The sequence below is a fragment of the Dactylosporangium sp. CS-033363 genome, from assembly GCF_050942475.1.
Classification (GTDB): domain Bacteria; phylum Actinomycetota; class Actinomycetes; order Mycobacteriales; family Micromonosporaceae; genus Dactylosporangium.
In genome coordinates this window covers 6,532,653-6,552,260 of record NZ_CP192032.1, presented here as the reverse complement: position 1 = coordinate 6,552,260, position 19,608 = coordinate 6,532,653, and the positions used below count along the sequence as shown (strand labels likewise).

General features: G+C 73.2%; 15 protein-coding genes. 11 read left to right on the top strand and 4 right to left on the bottom strand.

All coding sequences use genetic code 11. From position 1 onward, the window contains the following. The 3 genes from ACQPZ4_RS30275 to ACQPZ4_RS30265 are packed head-to-tail and all read left to right on the top strand — an operon-like array spanning position 1 to position 8,028. Positions 1–6,756 (top strand): RHS repeat-associated core domain-containing protein, encoded by a 6,756-nt coding sequence (locus tag ACQPZ4_RS30275; RefSeq protein WP_433042736.1) that lies wholly within the window; start codon positions 1–3, stop codon positions 6,754–6,756. Positions 6,757–6,781: 25 nt separating this feature from the next. After that, the gene (locus ACQPZ4_RS30270) at positions 6,782–7,621 is read left to right on the top strand and encodes a hypothetical protein (protein WP_433042733.1); all 840 of its coding nucleotides are present in this window, start codon (positions 6,782–6,784) and stop codon (positions 7,619–7,621) included. A gap of 2 nt (positions 7,622–7,623) precedes the next feature. After that, positions 7,624–8,028 (top strand): VOC family protein, encoded by a 405-nt coding sequence (locus ACQPZ4_RS30265; protein WP_433042730.1) that lies wholly within the window; start codon positions 7,624–7,626, stop codon positions 8,026–8,028. On the opposite strand, the gene ACQPZ4_RS30260 is transcribed toward ACQPZ4_RS30265, so the two are convergent. Next, positions 8,021–9,007, bottom strand: a complete 987-nt coding sequence (locus tag ACQPZ4_RS30260) for a zinc-dependent alcohol dehydrogenase family protein (protein ID WP_433042727.1) — start codon at positions 9,005–9,007, stop codon at positions 8,021–8,023. The two genes, ACQPZ4_RS30265 and ACQPZ4_RS30260, sit on opposite strands and share 8 nt — an antisense overlap. Before the next feature lie 84 nt (positions 9,008–9,091). Here ACQPZ4_RS30260 and ACQPZ4_RS30255 point away from each other — a divergent pair, with 84 nt between their 5' ends. From ACQPZ4_RS30255 to ACQPZ4_RS30230, 6 genes are all read left to right on the top strand, one after another. Then, complete coding sequence (locus ACQPZ4_RS30255) at positions 9,092–9,610, top strand: PadR family transcriptional regulator (protein ID WP_433042724.1); 519 nt, start codon at positions 9,092–9,094, stop codon at positions 9,608–9,610. Beyond that, positions 9,607–10,281 (top strand): ABC transporter ATP-binding protein, encoded by a 675-nt coding sequence (locus ACQPZ4_RS30250; protein WP_433042721.1) that lies wholly within the window; start codon positions 9,607–9,609, stop codon positions 10,279–10,281. Before ACQPZ4_RS30255 ends, ACQPZ4_RS30250 begins: the two co-directional genes overlap by 4 nt. Further along, entirely contained in the window at positions 10,278–12,380 is a 2,103-nt protein-coding gene (locus ACQPZ4_RS30245; RefSeq protein ID WP_433042718.1) for an FtsX-like permease family protein, read from the top strand. The genes ACQPZ4_RS30250 and ACQPZ4_RS30245 overlap by 4 nt, the downstream gene beginning before the upstream one ends. Positions 12,381–12,493: 113 nt before the next feature. Then, positions 12,494–13,288 (top strand): COG4705 family protein, encoded by a 795-nt coding sequence (locus ACQPZ4_RS30240; RefSeq protein WP_433042715.1) that lies wholly within the window; start codon positions 12,494–12,496, stop codon positions 13,286–13,288. A gap of 88 nt (positions 13,289–13,376) precedes the next feature. Continuing rightward, on the top strand, positions 13,377–14,288 hold the full coding sequence (locus ACQPZ4_RS30235) for an ABC transporter ATP-binding protein (protein WP_433042712.1): 912 nt from the start codon (positions 13,377–13,379) through the stop codon (positions 14,286–14,288). Further along, positions 14,285–15,169 (top strand): ABC transporter permease subunit, encoded by an 885-nt coding sequence (locus ACQPZ4_RS30230; protein WP_433042709.1) that lies wholly within the window; start codon positions 14,285–14,287, stop codon positions 15,167–15,169. The genes ACQPZ4_RS30235 and ACQPZ4_RS30230 overlap by 4 nt, the downstream gene beginning before the upstream one ends. A 117-nt stretch (positions 15,170–15,286) precedes the next feature. On the opposite strand, the gene ACQPZ4_RS30225 is transcribed toward ACQPZ4_RS30230, so the two are convergent. Then, complete coding sequence (locus ACQPZ4_RS30225) at positions 15,287–16,276, bottom strand: ABC transporter permease subunit (RefSeq protein ID WP_433066720.1); 990 nt, start codon at positions 16,274–16,276, stop codon at positions 15,287–15,289. 5 nt (positions 16,277–16,281) lie between these two features. Beyond that, entirely contained in the window at positions 16,282–16,998 is a 717-nt protein-coding gene (locus ACQPZ4_RS30220; protein ID WP_433042706.1) for an ABC transporter ATP-binding protein, read from the bottom strand. 171 nt (positions 16,999–17,169) lie between these two features. Between ACQPZ4_RS30220 and ACQPZ4_RS30215 the strand changes: the two genes are divergently transcribed. Both ACQPZ4_RS30215 and ACQPZ4_RS30210 read left to right on the top strand, forming a co-directional pair. Further along, positions 17,170–18,327, top strand: a complete 1,158-nt coding sequence (locus tag ACQPZ4_RS30215) for a sensor histidine kinase (RefSeq protein WP_433042703.1) — start codon at positions 17,170–17,172, stop codon at positions 18,325–18,327. Next, entirely contained in the window at positions 18,324–18,980 is a 657-nt protein-coding gene (locus ACQPZ4_RS30210; RefSeq protein WP_433042700.1) for a response regulator, read from the top strand. The genes ACQPZ4_RS30215 and ACQPZ4_RS30210 overlap by 4 nt, the downstream gene beginning before the upstream one ends. Here the strand turns inward: ACQPZ4_RS30210 and ACQPZ4_RS30205 are convergent. Then, positions 18,956–19,573 (bottom strand): hypothetical protein, encoded by a 618-nt coding sequence (locus ACQPZ4_RS30205; protein ID WP_433042697.1) that lies wholly within the window; start codon positions 19,571–19,573, stop codon positions 18,956–18,958. The two genes, ACQPZ4_RS30210 and ACQPZ4_RS30205, sit on opposite strands and share 25 nt — an antisense overlap. Positions 19,574–19,608: the final 35 nt, after the last annotated feature.

Here is a 19,608-nt window from a genome sequence, read left to right as displayed (position 1 = left end):
ATGTTCTCGCGCGTCTTCGTCCGGCCCGACGGCGCCCGGCGCTGCGTCCAGCGCCCCGTCGCGTTCGGCACGACCGCGGCCGTCGCGGCCGGTCTCGTGCTCGTCGCCGCCGGCCCGGCCCTGGCCGCGCCCCGGCGCGGCGCGCCCGCCGTGCAGGCCGGGCACACCGTGCAGGGCCACAACGGCACCGCGAAGGGGCGCGGCGACAACCCCGCCGCCGCGGCCGCCGTCACGCAACCCGCGGCGGCCCGCTGGCCCGCCGCGGGCGCCGCCGACGTCCCGGTCACCGCCGCGGCCACGACCGCGTCGGCGGGCGGGATGGCGGTGGCGGCGCACGGTCCCGCGTCGAACCCGGCCGCGGCGGTGCCGTTCGCGCGCGGCCAGGCCCGCGACGCCGACGCGCTGGACGCGCAGGCGCGTGCGGTGCCGGGCAAGGTCCGGGTCGAGGTGCTGGGCCGCTCGGCGTCCTTGGCCGCGCGCGTGGACGGCCCGGTGTTCACCGTGCGCCGCGCCGACGGGCGGACCGGGCGCGGCACGGTCGGGCTGACGCTGAGCTACCGGGACTTCGCCGGCGCGTACGGCGGCGACTTCGGCTCCCGGCTGCGGCTGGTCCGGCTGCCCGACTGCGCGCTGAGCACGCCGGAGCGGGCCGAATGCACCGCCGGCACGCCGGTCCCGCACGTCAACGACACCGCGGCCGACGTGCTGCGGGCCGAGCTCGACGTGGCCTCGGTGAGCGCCGGCGGGGTCTTCGCCATGACGGCCGGCGACTCGTCGTCGCAGGGCTCCTACGGCGCCAGCAAGCTCTCGCCGTCCTCGACGTGGAACGTCTCGCCGTCCTCGGGCGCGTTCAACTGGTCGTACCCGCTGCGCACGCCGCCGGTCCCGGGCGGTCAGGGCCCGCAGGTGACGCTCGGCTACTCGTCGCAGACGGTCGACGGGCGCACCGCGGCGACGAACAACCAGGGCTCGTGGATCGGCGAGGGCTTCAGCTACGAGACCGGGTACATCGAGCGCCGCTACAAGGCGTGCACCGAGGACGGCCACGACACCAGCGCCGACCTGTGCTGGTCGCACGAGAACGCCACGGTCGTGCTCAACGGCTCCTCGGGCGAGCTGTTCAAGGACGCCTCCGGGCGCTGGCGGCTGACCAGCGACCAGGACTGGAAGATCGAGAAGAGCAGCGGCGCGGTCAACGGCGACGACAACGGCGAGTACTGGAAGATCACCGTCCCGGACGGCACCGAGCACTACTTCGGCCTCAACCGCCTGTTCGGCTGGGCCGCGAACAACGAGGAGACCAACTCCACCTGGACCGTGCCGGTCTTCGGCGACGACAGCGGCGAACCGTGCTGGAACGCGACCTTCGCCAATGCCGCGTGCAACCAGGCCTGGCGGTGGAACCTCGACTACAGCCGCGACCTGCACGACAACGTCACGTCGTACTACTACGCCCGCGAGGACAACTGGTACGCGAAGCTCGCCAAGACCGACGTCAACGGCACCCGCTACCACGCCGGCGGCTACCTCAAGCGGATCGACTACGGCGAGCGGCACAACGCCGTCTACACCACCAACGCGCCGGCCCGGGTGCGCTTCGACACCCTCGAGCGGTGCCTGCCCGCCGGCGGCGTCGACTGCGACCCGCAGGACCTCACCGCGGCCACCGCGCCGTCCTGGCCCGACGTGCCGTTCGACCGGATCTGCGCCGAGAACACCCGGTGCAAGACGGACCAGATGTCGCCGTCGTTCTTCACCCGCAAACGGCTGACGAAGATCACCACCGAGATCCGGGGCGCCACCGACTGGACCCCGGTCGACTCGTGGGCGCTGGACCACTGGTTCACCGACAACGGCGACGGCTCGCGGACGCTGTGGCTCAACAAGATCACCCACAAGGGGCACGTCGGCGGCGAGGAGTCGATGCCGGCCGTCGAGCTCGTCGGGCGCCAGCTGGCCAACCGCATCGACCGGCCCGACGACAGCATCGCCCAGCTCAACCGGTTCCGGGTCGCGGCCGTGCACACCGACTCCGGCGGCCAGATCACCGTCAACTACGAGCCGCCGAACTGCGCCGCCGGCAGCCTGCCGGCCGAGGGCGCCTCGACGAAGCGGTGCTACACCGTCAAGTGGAACCCGTCCAGCGGCGACCCCGTCGTCGACTGGTTCCACAAGTACGTCGTCGCCGAGGTGATCGAGTCCGACAACACCACCCAGGCCGACGAGATGGTGACCCGGTACGAGTACCTGGGCGACGCCGCCTGGCGCAAGAGCGACCCGGACGCGTTCACCAAGCCGGCCGACCTGTCCTGGGCCCAGTGGCGCGGCTACGGCAAGGTGCGGGTCACCCGCGGCGACGGCCAGAGCATGACGACCAAGACCGAGCACTCGTACTTCCGGGGCCTGCACGGCAACCCGCTGCCCGGCGGCGGCACCCAGAACGCGACCGTCACCGACTCGACCGGCGGGGTGCACACCGACCTCGACGACTTCGCCGGCCAGGAGCTGGAGACCGTCGTCTACAACGGCACCGACGTCGTGTCGAAGTCGATCGCGCTGCCCTGGCGGCACGAGACCGGCTCGCAGACCTTCACCTGGGGCACGGTCCGCTCGACGTACATCAAGCCCGGCACCACCCGCAGCTTCACCGCGCTGCCCGGCGGCGCCTGGCGCGAGACCAAGATGGTCAACACGTACGAGACGGCGCACGGCCGGCTGGTCACCGCCGACGACCTCGGCGACCTCGGCACCGCCGCCGACGACCGGTGCACCCGGACCGAGTACGCCGACAGCGAGCCGAAGTGGATCTACGTGCTGCCGCGGCGCGAGGAGACCGTCGCGGTCAAGTGCGACGCCACCCCGAACCGGGCGACCCAGCTGATCAGCGACAGCCGGTCCTGGTACGACGGCGGCGCCTTCGGGGCCGCCCCCACGCTCGGCGACGCGACGAAGACCGAGCGGCTGGCCTCCCACAACGGCACCGCGGCGACCTACGTGACCGTGGCCGACACCACGTTCGACCCGTGGGGGCGGCCGCTGACGGTCAAGGACGCCAAGGGCACCACGACCACCACCACCTACACCCAGACGTACGGGCTGACGACGAAGAAGGAGGAGGTCGGCCCGATCGGCACGGCGTGGAAGACCACCACCGAGTACGCGCCGGCCTGGGGCGTGCCGACCGTGCAGCTCGACCCCAACGGCAAGCGCGGCGACATGGTCTACGACCCGCTGGGCCGGCTGGTCAAGGTGTGGCTGCCCGACCGCTCCAAGGCGGCCCAGGCGACGCCGAGCATCAAGTACACGTACCTGATGCGCACCGCCGAGCCGGTCGCCGTGAAGACCGAGAAGGTGCGCAACGACGGCACCTACGGCGTGCAGTGGGACATCTACGACGGGCACCTGCGCCCGCGGCAGGTGCAGAGCGAGGGCCCGGAGAACGGCCGGCTCGTCGCCGACACCTTCTACACCGCGACCGGGCAGGTGAAGAAGACCTACGCCACGTACCACGCGGCCGGCGCGCCGAGCGACCAGCTGCTCGTGGTCGACAACGGCGACGTCGACGGGCAGACCTGGTTCGAGTACGACGGCGCCGACCGCCCCGTCGCCGAGATCACCGCCGTCGCGGGCGACGAGCGGTGGCGCACGACGACCACCTACGCCGGCGACCGGGTGCACGTCGACCCGCCGGACGGGGGCGTGGCCGCCACGACGATCGCCGACGCCCGCGGCCAGAAGACGGCGCTGCGGCGGTACAAGGGCGGCAGTCCCACCGGCGACTACGAGGAGACGACCTACACCTGGACCGCCGCCGGGCAGATGGCGTCCCTCACCGATCCGGCCGGCAACGAGTGGACGTGGGAGTACGACCAGCGCGGCCGGCAGACGGCGATCAACGATCCGGACGCCGGGCGCACCGAGACGACCTACGACGACCTCGACCGGCCGGAGACCACCAAGGACGCCCGCAACAACCTCCTGACCACGGTCTACGACAAGATCGGCCGGAAGACCGCGGTCTGGTCCGGCACCGTGACCACCGGCACCAAGCTCGCGGGGTGGACCTACGACACCCTCTACAAGGGACAGTTGTACTCCGCGACGCGCTACGTCGACGGCAAGGCCTACGGCGTCTTCTACACCAACCTCGACGACGCCTACCGGGTCAAGTCCACGACGTACTCGGTGCCGTCGGTGCCCGGCATGGAGGGCCTGGCCGGGCAGTACACGTTCACCACGACCTACAACCGGGACGGCTCGCTGCAGGGCAACGGCCTGCCCGGGGCCGGGCTGCTGCCGGCCGAGGCGCTCGTGTACGGCTACGACGACTTCCAGCGACCGCAGACGATGACCGGCACGTCGACGTACGTGACCGACTCGAAGTACGGCCAGACCGGCGAGCTGCTGCAGGCCGAGCTCAACACGGGCGGCAGGAAGGCCTGGCTCACGTACGAGTACGAGGAGGGCACGAAGCGGCTCGCCAGCAGCCGGCTCGACCGCCAGGACGTCGCGGCCGTCGACATCCACGCCCGCTATGCCTATGACGACGCCGGCAACGTGCTCGCCGTCAAGGACACCCCGGCCGGGGGCGACCGGGACATCCAGTGCTTCCAGTACGACTGGTCGCGCCGCCTGACCCGCGCCTGGACCACCGCCAGCACGGCCGCGGACGAGTGCGCGGGCGGCCCGGCGGTCACCGGCGTGAGCGGGCCGGCGGCGTACCACCACAGCTACGAGTACGACAGCACCGGCGGGCGCAAGAAGGAGACCATCCACGGCGTCGCCGGCGCGGCCGACGTGACGCGCGACTACGGCTATCCGACCGGCACGGCCCGCGGCCACGACCTGTCGAACGTCGTCGAGCACACGCCGGGCGGCGACCGGTTGTACTCGTACCAGTACGACAACGCCGGAAACACCGTCGAGCGGGATCTGGCCGGCACCAAGCAGACCCTCGAATGGGACGCCGAGGGCAACCTCACGGCGGTGAAGCAGGGCGGGCAGACCAAGGCCGGGTACCTCTACGACACCGAGGGCAACCGCCTGCTGCGCAAGGAGCCGGGCGCCACGACGCTGTACCTGCCGGGCATGGAGCTCAAGCTCGACCACGGCAGCAGCACCGTGCGCGGCACCCGGTTCTACACGTTCGGCGGGATGACCGTCGCCGTGCGCGAGACGTCCGGCGTGAAGTTCCTCGCCGCCGACCACCACGGCACCCAGAGCGCGACCGTCGACGCCACGACCGGCGCGATCGCCCGGCGGCGCACCACCCCGTTCGGCGGGCCGCGCGGCTCGTCGATGCTGAGCTGGCCGGCGGACAAGGGCTTCGTCGGCGGTACCCAGGACACCACGACCGGCCTGACCCACCTCGGCGCGCGGGAGTACGACCCGGCCCTGGGCCGCTTCATCTCGGCCGACCCGGTGTTCGTGCCCGACGACCCGACCCAGTTCAACGCGTACCAGTACGGGCGCAACAACCCGGTCACGTTCGCCGACCCGACGGGCCTGCGCCTGCCGGACGAGGACGTCATGGCGATGCGGGCGGCCGGCTACGACCGCAACGGCAACCCGCTGCCCAAGCCGCCGGCCGGCAAGCCGAAGCCGCCGATCGAGGACCCCGCGCTGCGCGAGGCCAAGGAGAAGGCGGAGCAGGCCAAGCAGAAGCTCATCAACGCGGCCAAGGCGCTGGGCAAGATCGCCATGGACGAGCTGGGCATCACCGCGGCCCTGGACTGCCTGACCACCGGCGACCTCGGCGCCTGCGGCGAGACCATCGTCAACGTCGCCAGCAGCTTCGTCGGCGGCCTGGCCGGCAAGCTGGCCTCGAAGTACGGCGCGCCGTGGAAGTGGAAGAAGGCCTACGAGCTCGGCCAGAAGGTCTGGAACCTCGGCAAGGAGATCTTCGAGGGCGTCAGCGACTGGTTCAAGAACATCAAGCTCGTCAAGAAGCTCAGCAAGAGCTGCAGCTTCGTGGCCGGCACCCCGGTCGTGCTCGTCGGCGGGCAGCTGAAACCGATCGAGGAGGTGGACGTCGGCGACACCGTGCTGGCCACGGATCCCGTCACCGGCCTCACCCTGGGCAAGACCGTCGTCGGCACCCGGCACTCGGCCGGCGACAAGGACCTCATCACCATCACCGTGGACGTCGACGGCGACCGGGGCACCCGCACCGGCGAGGTGACGGCGACGACCAACCACCCGTTCTGGCTGCCGGCCGGCAACCGGTGGGTGCCGGCGGGCGACCTGCGCGGCGGCGAGTGGCTGCGCACCTCGAACGGCACCTGGGTGCAGGTCAGCGCGGTGCGCACCTGGACCGAGCGCACGACGGTCTACAACCTGACCGTCGACGACCTGGAGACGTACTACGTCAGCGCCGGCGGCACGCAGGTCCTCGTCCACAACACCGGCCCGACCCCCGGCCCGCCCGGCCTCATCTACCTGCGGGTCTGGACCAACCCGCCGGCCGGCTATACCGGGCCGACCCAGTACGTCGGTCAGGTGGAGTCCGATGCGCGCTTCATCGAGCGGCAGAAAGAGGAGGCCGCCGAGCCCCGGCACAAGGGCCGGAAATTCAAGTTCTTCGAGATTGAACGAGGCTGGCCGGGCGCCGATCTCGACGTCAAGGAGGAGAGCTGGATCCGCGCCGGTGGAGGCCCGAACAAGCCGTACAACCCCGGCACCAGCCTGATGAACGATCGTCATCAGATGAACGACACCCGCTACAAGGCCGCTGGAGGCACCTGCCCATGGCCGTAACATCGACTGCGGAGGTGATGGGCCGGTGACCGACGCCGTCATCGTTCGCTACGCGTTGACCGGCGGGCCGTTCGGGACGACCGACGGGCGGGCCGCCGTCTACGAACTGCAGGAGCGGCTCACGGCCGCGCTCGCCGGGCTGGACGTCGGGGAGCTGGACGGCAACGAGTTCGGTGGGGATCAGGTCGCCGTCTACCTCTACGGGCCGGACGCCGACCGGCTCTATGACGCCGTGGAGCCGGTGCTGCGGTCGTTGCCGCACCGGCCGGCCCGGGCCACGCTGCGCTACGGCGAGGCCGGTGATCCGGACGCGGTGCGGTACGAGATCGACCTCGACACGGGCCGCGCCGAGCCGCCGCCGGCCCGTCCCAAGCCCGGCAGGCGCAGGAAGATCGTCGCAGCCGAGGGCGATGTGTTCCGGATTCCGCTCGACGGCGTCCGTTCGGTCTACGGCCAGGTGGTCGCGAAGCACGACTACTGGACGCTCGTCGTGGTCTTCGACGCGCTGAGCCTCGACGCGGTGGACGGCGCCGACATCCTGCTGCTGGCCAACACGTTCGAGGACTGCCTGGCCGACGGCGAGTGGCCGATCGTCGAGCGTCGCGCCGTCCGGGCGGACGTGCCGTGGCCGGTCTACAAGTTCTGGGGCTCGACCACGCCTCCGGTCATCGTGGACCATTTCGGCCGCGTGTTCCGCGAGGCGACGCCGGAGGAGGCGCGGACCCTGCCGAGCCGGTCGCAGACCACCGCGAACGCGGTGACCGATGCCGCGCGGGCCGCCTTCGGGGTCGGGGAGTGGGACGACTCCTACGACGAGTTCCTCCCCGACGACAAGGCGACCGTCGCGCGGGTCATAGGCTCCTGAGCATGCGGATGCTGCACCTCGGCCTGCGGGTCACGGACCTCGGGCGGTCGCTCGCGTTCTACACGGCGCTCGGGTACGAGCAGGTCGGCGCCGTGCCCGAGACGGGGTTCGGGAGCCTGACGATGCTGCAGCTGCCCGGCGACCCGTTCGTGAGCCTGGAACTGGTGCACGACCCGGCGCGGCCGGTCACCGACACCAGCGCCGTCAACCACCTCGTCGTGCAGGTCGACGATCTCGCCGGTACGGTCGCCGGGCTGGCCGCTCGTGGCATCGCCGCCGAGCCGCCGGCGGATCACGGGGACGGGATGTTCACGTCGTGGCTCACCGATCCCGACGGGTACCGCATCGAGCTCGTCCAGTGGCCGCCCGGCCACCCGGCGGGGATGTCGGCCGCCGACTTCAGGTGAACGTGAAGAGGATCTTGCCGCTGCGTTCCGGGGTCATCGCGTGGTCGATGGCCTCGTGGTAGTCGTCGAGGCGGTAGGTGCCGTCGACCGGCACGCACAGCTCGCCGCTGGCGACGAGGTCGTCGAGCGTGTGGTACGTGCGCTCGATCTCCTTGCGGGACGCGTGCCGCAGCCAGTTCAGCAGCCAGAACCCGGTGTGCGTCACCTCCTTGAAGATCAGGTCGTGGGCCCGCACGCCGGGTGACGGGTCCTCGACGAAGGCGTAGGTGACGAGGACGCCCCGGAAGCGCAGCGCCGCGGCGAGCTCGGGCACGATCGGGCCGCTCGTGGCGTCGAGGGCCAGGGCGAGCTCCTCACCTTCGAGGGCGTCGGCGATCCGCTCGGACAGGCCGTCCCCGCCGACGACCACCCGGTCCGCGCCGGCGTCCCGCACGGCCCGCGTGGCGGTCTCGCGCCGCACGATGCCGAGCGTCCGCAGGCCCTGCCGCCGCGCGAGCGCGATGACGCACAGGCCGACGGCGGAGTTGGCGGCGTCCAGGCCGACCCAGTCGCCCGGGCTGAGCTCGGCGAACTTGCGCAGCAGCAGGTACGCGGTGGCCGGGTTGATCGGCAGCATGGCCAGCTGCAGCGGGTCGCCGTCCTCGCGTACCGGGACGACGTTGCGGTAGTCGGTCGCCACCCGGTCGGCCCACGTGCCCTGCTCGTAGTTGGGCAGGATGACGACCCGCCGGCCGACGAGCCCGGTGCCGGCCTGGCCGCCCGCCTCGATCACCCGGCCGACTCCCTCCCCGCCGACCGGGCTCGGCAGTTGGGGCCGCAGCCCGTAGCCGCCCTTGACGAGCAGGAAGTCGGACGGGTTGACCGGCGCGGCCTGCATCTCGACGAGGATGTCCTCGCTGCCCAGGGGCGGGCTGGGGGCGCGCTCGAGCGCGATGGACCGGCGCGGGTCGCCGTACGAGGTGACGAGCAGCTGCGACATGCGCGGTTGATGCCCCGTCCGCCCGCCATCATGCCGCCGCCCGGGTATATCCAACGGGTATACCCAATGGTTATAGTGGCCGGCATGACGGTGCCCTACGCCCTCCTCGGCCTGCTCGAGGACTCCACCCGGCACGGCTACGACCTCAAGCAGGCCTACGACCGGCACTTCGGCGGCACCCGGCCGCTGCGCGTCGGCCACGTGTACCGCATCCTGGCCCAGCTCGTCCGCGACGGGCACATCGTCGAGGCGGGCACCCAGCCCGGCGCCGGACCCGACCGCAAGCAGTACGCGATCACCGAGGCCGGCGTCACCGACCTGGCCCGCTGGCTCGCCGAACCGGAGGAGCCGCAGCCGCAGCTGCACGCCGTGCTGTTCGTGAAGGTCGAGCTCGCCCTCATGTCCGGGCGTCCGGCGGGGGAGTACCTCGACGCACAGCGCGATCGCCACCTGGCCCGGATGCGCGAGCTGACCACCGCCCGGCGGGGCGCCGGCCCGCACGGCGCGCTGCTCGCCGACTACCAGCTGTTCCACCTCGAGGCCGACCTGCGCTGGATCGAGCACGCGGCCGGTCGCCTCGACACGCTCCGGGCCGCGTCGTGACCGCGCTGATCGAGGCCCGCGATCTGCACAAGCGGTTCGGGGTGACCGAGGCCCTGCGCGGCGCGAGCCTCGCCGTCGAGCCGGGCGAGATCGTCGCGGTCACCGGCCCGAGCGGCTCGGGCAAGTCGACGCTGCTGCACTGCCTGGCCGGCATCCTCACCCCGGACCGCGGCGAGGTCGTCTACGCCGGGCGGCACCTGGAGCGGATGTCGGACCGCGAGCGCACGATGCTGCGGCGCAACCGCTTCGGCTTCGTGTTCCAGTTCGGCCAGCTGGTGCCGGAGCTGCCGGCGGTGGAGAACGTGGCCATGCCGATGCTGCTCACCGGGGCCGGGCGGCGCGCGTCGCTGACCGCGGCGGCGGCCTGGTTCCCGCGGCTGGGGCTGCAGGGCCTGGAGCGCCGCCTGCCCGGCGAGCTGTCCGGCGGCCAGAGCCAGCGGGTCGCGATCGCCCGCGCCCTGGTCGCCGGGGCCGAGGTGGTCTTCGCCGACGAGCCGACCGGCGCCCTGGACTCGGTCGCGGCCGACCAGGTGATGGAGCTGTTCGTCGACGCGGCCCGGCAGAGCGGCGCCAGCGTCGTCGTGGTCACCCACGAGGCCCGGGTCGCCGCGTACGCCGACCGGGGCATCACGGTCCGCGACGGACGGGCGAGCCGGGCGGTGGCGGCGTGAACTGGCTGGTGCTGGGGGTGCGGCTGGCGTTCAGCGGCGGGCGCGAGGCCGCGGCGAGGCTGGCCGTCATGACCGCCGGGGTCGCCGTCGGCGTCGCGCTGCTGCTGCTCGCCCTGACCGCGTTGCCGGCGCTGCAGGGCCGCGACCACCGGGCCGCGTGGCAGCGCACGACCCCGTCCACCGCCGCCACCGCGCCTGACGGCGCGCTCTGGCTGCCGGTGTACGACCACTATCGCGGCCGGCCGGTGCTGCGCGTCCACGTCGCCGCCCTCGGGCCGCGCCCGCCGGTGCCGCCCGGTCTCGACCGGCTGCCCGGGCCGGGCGAGGTGGCCGTCTCCCCGGCCCTGCGGACCATGCTGGACGGTACGGCCCCGGACGAGCTCGGCGACCGCATGCCCGGGCGGGTCGCGGCGAGCATCGGCGCGGCCGGGCTGAGCAGCCCCGACGAGCTCGTCGCGGTCGTCGGCGCCGATCCCGGGGTGCTGCGGGCGGCGGGTGCGGTGGAGATCCACGGCATCGCCGCCGGCTCCCCGGGCATTCTCGTCAACGGGTACCTGCGGGTCATGCTCCTGGTCGCCGCGCTCGCGCTGCTGGTGCCCGTGGTGGTGTTCGTCGCCATGACCACGCGGGTCGCGGCCGCCCGCCGCGAGCAGCGCTTCGCGGCACTGCGGCTCACCGGCGCCACCTCCGGGCAGGTCGGCTGGATGGCGGCGACGGAGTCCGGGATGGCGGCGGTGGGCGGGGTGCTGGCCGGCTGGGCCGGGTACGCGGCGCTGCGACCAGCGGTCGCCGCCCTCGTCACGTTCGACGGGCTGCACTTCGTCGCGGCCGACGTGGCGGCCCCGCCGCCGCAGCTCGCGGCGGTGCTGGTGGGGGTGCCGCTGCTCGTCGTGGCCAGCACGCTGACCGCGTTGCACCGGGTGCGGCTCGGCCCGCTCGGGGTGGCCCGGGCGGTGCGGCGCCGGCGGCCGGGGGCGTGGCGGGTTGCGGTACCGATGCTGGGGTTGCTCGGTTTTGCGCTTCTTGCGGTGCTGCGGGCGGGGGGTCTGGTCGCCGCGAACGGGACGCCGGCGCTGCTGCTCACGGCCGGGTCGCTGGTGCTCACGCTGCTGGGGCTGGTGGTGGCGGGGGCCTGGGCGACCATGCTCGCCGCGCGGGTGCTGGCCCGGGCCGGCGGACGGGCGGCGCCGCTGCTGGCCGCGCGGCGGATGGCCGCCGACCCGAGCACCACGTTCCGGGCCATCGCGGGCGTCGTGCTGGCCGCGTTCGTCACCAGCCTTTTCGCCGGCGTGTCGGCCGATCCGGGGGCCAAGACCCTGGAGGGGGCGCAGCTGCGGCCGGGCATCGTGGAGGTACTGGCGGAAGGGCAGTCCCCGGCGCGGGTGGCCGAGCTGACGTCGGCGCTGGCGACCGTGGGGCACGTCGTCGTCGTGCGCGGCGCCGCACCCGGTACCGTCGCCGTCTCCTGCGCGGAACTGTCCACTGTGGTCAACGTGCGGTGCGACGCGCCGTCGTTCGCGGGACTGCCGCCACCCGGGCTGCGCGGGATCACCGCGCTGGCCCCGCCCGCGACAGACGGGCCGGTGCACGCCCTCTACGTCGAAGCCGGGCCTTCTGAGGACCGGGTCCGGACCATGGTGGCGGTGGCGTTGCCAGGGGCGGTGACCAGCACCCGCACCGATCAGGTCGAGCTCGACACGCGGCAGCTGCGGGAGCTCGACCAGGGGCTGCGGCTGGCGCTGCTGTTCGTGATCGTCGTGGCCGGCTGCAGCCTGGCCGTCGCCGCCGTGGCCGGGCTGACGGAGCGGCGCCGGCCGTTCGCGCTGCTGCGGGCCACCGGGGTGCGGCTCGCCGAGCTGCGCGTCACCGTCCTGCTGGAGACCGCGGTGCCGCTCGCCGCGACCCTCGCCGTCGGGTGCGCGGCCGGGACCGGCGCCGGGGCCGCGATCGCGTCGGCCAGTGGGCAGCACTGGTCGCCGCCCGGCCGCGACTACCTGCTCACCATGCTGCTCGAGCTGGCGGTGGCGGTCGTGCTGACGGCGTTGCCGCTGACGCTCGCGGACCGGCTGACGCGGTATGAGGCGGTGCGGTACGACTGACGGTCGTCCATGGTGACGGACCGTTCCTGAGACCGCGCTGAAAGCGGGATATACGGGTGCGATTTGCCGCAATCGCCCCCGCCCGTCGCCGTGCGGTCCGCATGCTCGGGCTGATGTACGCCACGAAGAAACTGCCGGAGGTCACGCTCGCGTTCTGGGTCATGAAGGTCGCCGCGACGACGCTCGGCGAGACGGCCGGGGACCTGTTCGCGCAAACCTTGCGGCTGGGCTACTTCCTCACCACGATCGCCCTGTTCCTGGTGTTCGTGGTGACCCTCGTGGTGCAGCTGAGCTCCCGGCGGTACAACCCGTTCTTCTACTGGACGGTCATCCTGTCCACGAGCATGGCCGGCACCACGATGTCCGACTTCATGAACCGCGACACCTCGTACCTGTCGGGTGGTGCGCAGTCGCTCGGGTGGGGACCGCAGGGTCTCGGCCTGGGGTACCCGACCGGCGCGGCGATCCTGATCTCGCTGCTGCTCGCCATCTTCGCGATCTGGAAGGCGACCGGCCTCACCTTCCAGATCGGCGAGATCAACACGTTCCGCGGCGAGGCGCTGTTCTGGGCGGCGATCCTGGTCTCCAACACGCTCGGCACCTCGATGGGCGACTTCCTCTCCGACAGCTCCGGCCTCGGCTACGCGGGCGGCGCACTGCTCATCACCGGGCTGCTGGTGGTGCTGCTGGCGCTGAAGTGGGTGCCGGCCGTGCCGAACGTCGTGCTGTTCTGGCTGGCGTTCGTGCTCACCCGCCCGCTGGGTGCCACGGCCGGCGACTTCCTGACCAAGCCGGCGGCCAAGGGCGGGCTCGCGCTCGGCACGCTCGGGTCGTCGCTCGTGCTGCTGGCGATCCTCCTCGGCCTGATGGCCCGCGCCCGGGTGCAGGAGGACGCGAAGCGCCCCTGACGCCCGGCGGCGCTGCGGCTCTCAACGCGCTCTCAGGATCGCGGCGCGACGATGCGCGGCGTCAACCGGCGCGTTTGAGGGGTGTCGCATGGACGACGTTCGGATCGTCGTGTCCGGACTGCGCAAGCAGTACGGCAGCGTGACAGCGGTGGACGACCTGTCGTTCACCGTCGAGCCCGGCCGGGTCACCGGCTTCCTCGGCCCCAACGGCGCCGGCAAGACCACCACGCTGCGCATGCTCCTGGGCCTGGTCGCGCCGAGCGCCGGGACGGCCACCATCGGCGGCCGGCACTACGCCGAGCTGACCGACCCGGCCCGGGTCGTGGGCGCCGTGCTCGAGGCGTCCTCGGCGCACAAGGGCCGCACCGGCCGCAACCACCTGCGGGCGTGCTGCATCACCGCCGGGCTGCCCCGGGCGCGGGCCGATGAGGTGCTCGACCTGGTCGGCCTGCTCCCCGCCGCGGACCGTACCTTCAAGGGCTACTCGCTGGGCATGCGCCAGCGGCTCGGCATCGCCACCGCGATGCTCGGCGATCCGCGGGTGCTGATCCTCGACGAGCCCGCCAACGGCCTGGACCCGGAGGGCATCCGCTGGATGCGGGAGCTGCTGCAGGGCCTGGCCGCCGAGGGGCGCACGGTGCTCGTCTCCAGCCATCTGCTGTCGGAGATGCAGGCGCTGGCCGACGACGTGGTCATCGTCGCGGCCGGGAAGCTGATGCGCCAGGGCCCGGTCGGCGAGGTGCTGCGCTCCGTGGGAGGTGACACCCGGGTGCACGCCCGCACGCCGGAGCCGGAGAAGCTCGGCGCGGCGCTGCGCGAGCTCGGCGCGGCCGTCGAGGACACGGGCCCCAACCGGCTGCGGGTCACCGGAGTGGCCGCCGAGGCGGTCGGCGACGCGGCCCTCGCCGCCGGCGTCGCCCTGCACCAGCTGATCACCGAACAGCCCGACCTCGAAGACGTGTTCCTCGACCTGACCCAGGCGAAGGCGGCCATCCGATGACCCAGCTCGTCCGCGCGGAGCTGTTCAAGCTGCGCACCACCAGCCTCTGGTGGCTGTTCGCCGCCGCCACCCTGATCAGCACCGGCGTGGTGCTCGCCGTCGACCTGGTCCAGGCGCACGAGCTCCTGCAGCCGTTCGACCAGTTCGTCGCGCTGCACGCCCACGGCCGCAACGTGGCGCAGATGCCGCCCGAGTTCCTCAACCGCCTGCGCGGCGAGTGGGACCTGGGCCACAGCGCCGTCACCCAGGCCGCGACGATCTTCACCGCCGGTCAGCTCATCGGGGTGCTGCTGGCCTGCCTGCTCGGTGTCGTGCTCATCACCGGCGAGTATCACCAGCAGACCGCCACCACCACCTTCCTGCTCACCCCGCACCGCGGCGCCGTCGTGGCGGCCAAGCTGGTCACGGCCGTCATCCTCGCCGCCGCCTCCTGGCTCGTCTCGACCGCACTCGCCGTCGCCGCCGGCGCGATCTTCCTCGGCGGCGAGGGCTACGGTCCTCAGCTGGACCAGTGGGGTGTGGTGCGCGCGATCCTGCTCAACCTGGCCGCGTACGCGATCTGGGCCGTCTTCGGGATCGGCTTCGGCGCACTCATCCGCAGCCAGCTCACCGCGACCGTCGCCGCGACGGTGCTGTACCTGGTCGGCGCGGCCGCGGCGAGCGGGGTGTTCGACCTGCTGTACACCTACGTCATCAAGCGGGACTGGATCCTCTCCGCGCAGGTGATCGTCCCGTCGGTGGCCTCGACCGTCATGATCTCGCCGACGAAGACGTTCGACCAGAGCCCGCCGCAGTGGGTCGGCGCCGCCGTGCTGCTCGGCTACGGCGTCGTGACGGCCCTTGCGGGAACGTCTCTGCTGCGCCGCCGTGACATCTCCTGACGCGGCCTCCTGACCCGGTTTCCTCGCGCGGCGGTTTCCTCGCGCGGCGGTTCCTCGCGCGGCGGTTCCTCGCGCGGCGGTTTCCCCGCGCGGCAGCTTTCCCGCGCGGCGGCTTCCTCACGCTGCGGCCCGGCGCACCTGGCGGTAGCAGGACCACACCAGCAGCCCGGCGAGCGCCAGGTAGAGGCCCGACTCGGCGAGCTGAAACGGCCAGAAGCGGTCGGCCGGCTGGTAGGTGGCGGTCACGTGCAGGTCGCGCTGGGCGAAACAGGTCAGCGTCGTGCGGAACCGGTCCGGGGTGATGCACGCGTCGAGGACCGCGGGACTGGGCGGCTCACCCCGGGCGTCGACGACCTCGGTCGCGTCGAGCACCCAGGCGTTCGGCAGCGACACACCGGTGATCAGGAGCCGGTCGTCGCCGGTGGTGCGGATGCTGTCGGCGTTGCGGACCGCGGCCGAGTCCAGCGCGATCGTGCCGGTGACCGGCGGGGCGAAGTGCGGGCGGAGCGCCAGCGGGACCAGGAACTGCAGGGCGGCGAAACCGGCCAGGGTCACGGCCATCGCCGGGACCGGGCGCCGCAGCAGGGCGCCGGCCGCGGTGCCGAGGGCGAAGGCGAACACGGCACAGGCGACCGGCACGATGCCGCGGGCCCCGAAGACCATCGGGGCGAACCGGTCGGCCTCGACGAGGTCGTACCGCGCGACGCTCCAGCGCAGCAGCGCCGCCAGTGTGCCGGTGACCACCGCCGTCGCCGTGGCGACGACGAGCAGTTTCACGGTCAGCCAGCGGCTCCGGCCGACGCTCTGCGTCCAGGCCAGGCGGTGCGTGCCCGCGGCGAGCTCGGCGCCGACGAGCGGCGCTCCCCAGAAGATGCCGCACAGCCCCGGCACCGCCATGAGCAGGACACCGGCGACGGTGACGATCGCGTCGTACCGGCCGGTGAAGTCGGCAATGGCGTCCGGGTTGCAGCCGGCCGCCACGCAGCCGGCGAGCGTGGCACTGAACGACTTGCGGATGTCGGTACCGAGCAGGAGCAGCCCGCCCGCCGCGAGCACGACGGCGACGGCGCCGGTGAGTGCCTGGGCCCGGAACTGGCGCAGCGTCATCCAGATCACGAGAGGACCTCCGTATCGCCGGTCAGGTGTGCGAGCACGAGTGTTTCCAGGTCGGCCCCGCCGGCGGTGAGCCGCGCCGTCTCGTCGGCGAGCCGGACCTCGGACCGGGACAGCACGACCAGGTAGTCGCAGACGCGCTCCAGGTCGCTGACGAGATGCGAGGACAGCACCACGGTGCGGCCGGGTCCCTGGCCCGTGAACTCCGCGATGCCGGTGAGGAAGTCGCGGCGGGCCAGCGGATCGAGGGCGGCCACGGGTTCGTCGAGCAGCAGCAGTTCGGGGCGCTTGGCCACCGCCAGGGTCAGCGCGAGCTGGGCGCGCTGGCCGCCGGACAGGTGGCCGGCCTTCTGCCGCGGACCGAGGCCGGCCTTCGCGGTGCGGTGCCGGGCGAGGTCGTCGTCCCAGCCCGGATTCAGGTGCGCGCCCATGCGCAGGTGGTCGGCGACGGACAGCCCGGAGTACAGCGGCGTGTCCTGGGCGACGAACCCGATCCTGGGAAGCCGCTCGGCGGGGCGGCCGCCGAGGACGTCGAGCGTGCCGCCGGTCGGGGTCAGCAGTCCGGCGGCCAGGTTGAGCAGGGTGCTCTTGCCCGCGCCGTTCGGGCCGACCAGGCCGACGACGCGCCCGGCGGGGATGCTCAGCGTGCAGCCGGCCAGCGCCGCGCGGCGACCGTACCGCTTGGTCAGGTGTCGTGCTTCGATCGCCGCGGTCATGTCGCTTGCTCCTTTCGCGTCGGGGATGGCGTTCATCGTCGTCGTCGGCCGGGGTTCTGTCGTCGGGCCACGGTGCTGTTGTTGCGGGGCCGGACATTGGTCTGGAGTACACATCCGGCGTCAGCCCGTGGTCCGACGCGCTCCGGGGCCGGTCTGCGTTACGTTGACGCCATGGAGGTGTCCGCCGCGCCGGCGTTGCTCCGGTTGAGGACGGTGCATTGGGTCGCGATCGACGTGCTGTGCTCGCTGCTGCTGGGCGTGGCCGTGGTGCAGCTGGGCGGTACCGTCGGCGCTGGAATCATGGTGGTGGCCGGAGCACTGGCGGCCGGGTTGCGCCGGGTGTGGCCGCGCGCCGTGGTGGCGGGCCTGGCGATCGGGTGGGCGGTGGCGGCGGCGACGGGCCACTATCCGGGCCTGGCGGTGCCGGTCGCGTTCGCCATGTACCTGATCCCGCTGCGGCTGCCCATGCGGGAGGCGTCGCGCTGGCTCGCCGGCGCCGCGGCCGTCCTCGTGGCCGGCCCGCTCCTGGGCGGCGGCGCTCCCGGGCCCGGCACCGCGGCGATCGTGCGCGACGTCGCGCTGGTGGCCCTCGGCTGGGGGATCGGGTTCGCCGTGGGCCGGCAGCGGGCCTACACCGCCGTGCGGCGCGAGCAGCAGGAGTACGCGGCCCGCGAGGAGCAGGCCCGGCAGCGGCTGGCGATCGCCCGGGAGCTGCACGACGTGCTCGCGCACACCATGGGGCTGATCGCCGTCCAGGCGGGCGTGGCCAACTACGTGATCGAGCAGCGTCCCGACGAGGCGGCCCGGGCCCTCGCGTCGATCGAGCAGATCAGCCGGGGCGCGCTCGCGGAGCTGCGCGGGCTGCTCCGCACGCTGCGGTCCTGGGACGACGGCGAGCACCGCGGGCGTGATCTGGCCCCGGCGCCGGGCCTGGCCGACCTGCCGGGCCTGGTCGAACGGGCCCGCACGGCCGGGGTGGAGGTCGCGCTGGACGTGCGCGGGTCGCGGCGGACGCTGCCGGCCGGGCTCGAGCTCGCCGTCTACCGCGTGGCCCAGGAGGCCGTCACCAACGTCATCAAGCACGCGTCGACCGGCGCCTGCGCGCTGACGGTCACCTTCAGCGACGCGGCGGTGGAGCTGACCGTGACGGACAGCGGCCGGGGGTCCGGTGGCGAGGGCGGCGGCGAGGGCGGCGGCGAGGGCGGCCACGGCCTGGTCGGCATGCACGAACGGGTGGCCATGTACGGCGGCCGGCTGCGGGCCGAGCCGCAGCCCGGCGGTGGATTCCTGGTGTGGGCGCGGTTTCCGCTGAGCGGGGAGCGGGGATGACGATCCGGGTCGTCGTCGCCGACGATCAGGCGCTGGTGCGAGGCAGCTTCCGGCTGCTCGTCGACACGGCACCGGACATGCTCGTCGTCGGCGAGGCCGCGACGGGCGACGAGGCGGTGGCGCTCGCGCGGTCCGAGGCGCCCGGCGTCGTGCTCATGGACATCCGGATGCCCGGCTGCGACGGGATCGAGGCGACCCGGCGGATCACGTCGGCCCCGGACACGGCGGCGGTGCGGGTCCTCATGCTGACGACGTACGAGGTCGACGAGTACATCTTCGCGGCGCTGCGGGCCGGGGCGAGCGGCTTCCTGCTCAAGGACACGCCGCCGGCCGACCTGCTCGCGGGCATCCGGGTCGTCGCGGCCGGGGAGGCGCTGCTGGCCCCGTCGGTCACCCGGCGGCTCGTCGAGGAGTTCACCCGGCGGCCGGAGAAGGCCCGGCGGGGCGCCACGGTCCTGGAGGGCACGACGCCCCGCGAGCGCGAGGTCCTGGAACTGGTCGGCCAGGGCTTGTCCAACGCCGAGATCGCCGCACGGCTGTGTGTCACGCTGTCCACGGCCAAGGCACACGTGAGCCGGCTGCTGGCCAAGCTCGGCGCCCGCGACCGCGCCCAGCTGGTCATCGCCGCCTACGACAGCGGCCTGGTCCGCTGACCGCCGGTCCCCGGGGATCGGCGCCGCCGCCGAAGGATCCCGACGACCCCGGCGGCGGCGGCCGCGGTCACGCCGGCCGCGATGAGCGTCAGCGTCATCGGGGAGGCGCCGCCGTCGCGCGGCAGGGCCCCGACGGCCCGCGAAGCAGGCACTGAGGACCACGCGGCATCGTCGGTCGTGGCGGGGCCGAGCTCCCGGTTGCCGGCGCACAGGCTCGTGACGAACCGCGGGCCCTGCGGGGTCACGTAGACCCGGTACCGCTCGCCGGCCTCGAACGTGTAGCCGCACGACGCCTCGTTGTCGGAGTTGCCCACGAGAATCTGCCCGCCGGGCCCGACCAGGTCGCCCTTGTGGACCGCTCGCACCACGAGCCGCACCGCCAGCGGGTAGTCGCCGCGGGCCTCCGGATCGAGCCGTTCGATCGCGCGCACGTCGCCGTCGAACACGAACGCGGCCCGGTCGAGCTGCTCCTGCTCGGTCGCGGGCGCGCAGGAGCACGCACACGCCGACGACACCGGCCCGGCCAGCACCGCGAGCAGCCCGACCAGCACCACGGCCGCCATCCGTCTCAACACCCCGAACCGCCCCCTCATCGCGTCCACGATGCCTGAGACGCCTCGGACGCTCC

What these genes read in the sequence shown, in the direction of transcription:
- ACQPZ4_RS30240 (WP_433042715.1), top strand. Translation starts at nt 12,494, where the DNA reads ATGTACGCCACGAAGAAACTGCCGGAGGTCACGCTCGCGTTCTGGGTC.
- ACQPZ4_RS30210 (WP_433042700.1), top strand. Translation starts at nt 18,324, where the DNA reads ATGACGATCCGGGTCGTCGTCGCCGACGATCAGGCGCTGGTGCGAGGC.
- ACQPZ4_RS30260 (WP_433042727.1), bottom strand. Translation starts at nt 9,007, where the DNA reads ATGTCGCAGCTGCTCGTCACCTCGTACGGCGACCCGCGCCGGTCCATC.
- ACQPZ4_RS30215 (WP_433042703.1), top strand. Translation starts at nt 17,170, where the DNA reads ATGGAGGTGTCCGCCGCGCCGGCGTTGCTCCGGTTGAGGACGGTGCAT.
- ACQPZ4_RS30230 (WP_433042709.1), top strand. Translation starts at nt 14,285, where the DNA reads ATGACCCAGCTCGTCCGCGCGGAGCTGTTCAAGCTGCGCACCACCAGC.
- ACQPZ4_RS30225 (WP_433066720.1), bottom strand. Translation starts at nt 16,276, where the DNA reads ATGACGCTGCGCCAGTTCCGGGCCCAGGCACTCACCGGCGCCGTCGCC.
- ACQPZ4_RS30255 (WP_433042724.1), top strand. Translation starts at nt 9,092, where the DNA reads ATGACGGTGCCCTACGCCCTCCTCGGCCTGCTCGAGGACTCCACCCGG.
- ACQPZ4_RS30220 (WP_433042706.1), bottom strand. Translation starts at nt 16,998, where the DNA reads ATGACCGCGGCGATCGAAGCACGACACCTGACCAAGCGGTACGGTCGC.
- ACQPZ4_RS30265 (WP_433042730.1), top strand. Translation starts at nt 7,624, where the DNA reads ATGCGGATGCTGCACCTCGGCCTGCGGGTCACGGACCTCGGGCGGTCG.
- ACQPZ4_RS30235 (WP_433042712.1), top strand. Translation starts at nt 13,377, where the DNA reads ATGGACGACGTTCGGATCGTCGTGTCCGGACTGCGCAAGCAGTACGGC.
- ACQPZ4_RS30205 (WP_433042697.1), bottom strand. Translation starts at nt 19,573, where the DNA reads ATGAGGGGGCGGTTCGGGGTGTTGAGACGGATGGCGGCCGTGGTGCTG.
- ACQPZ4_RS30275 (WP_433042736.1), top strand. Translation starts at nt 1, where the DNA reads ATGTTCTCGCGCGTCTTCGTCCGGCCCGACGGCGCCCGGCGCTGCGTC.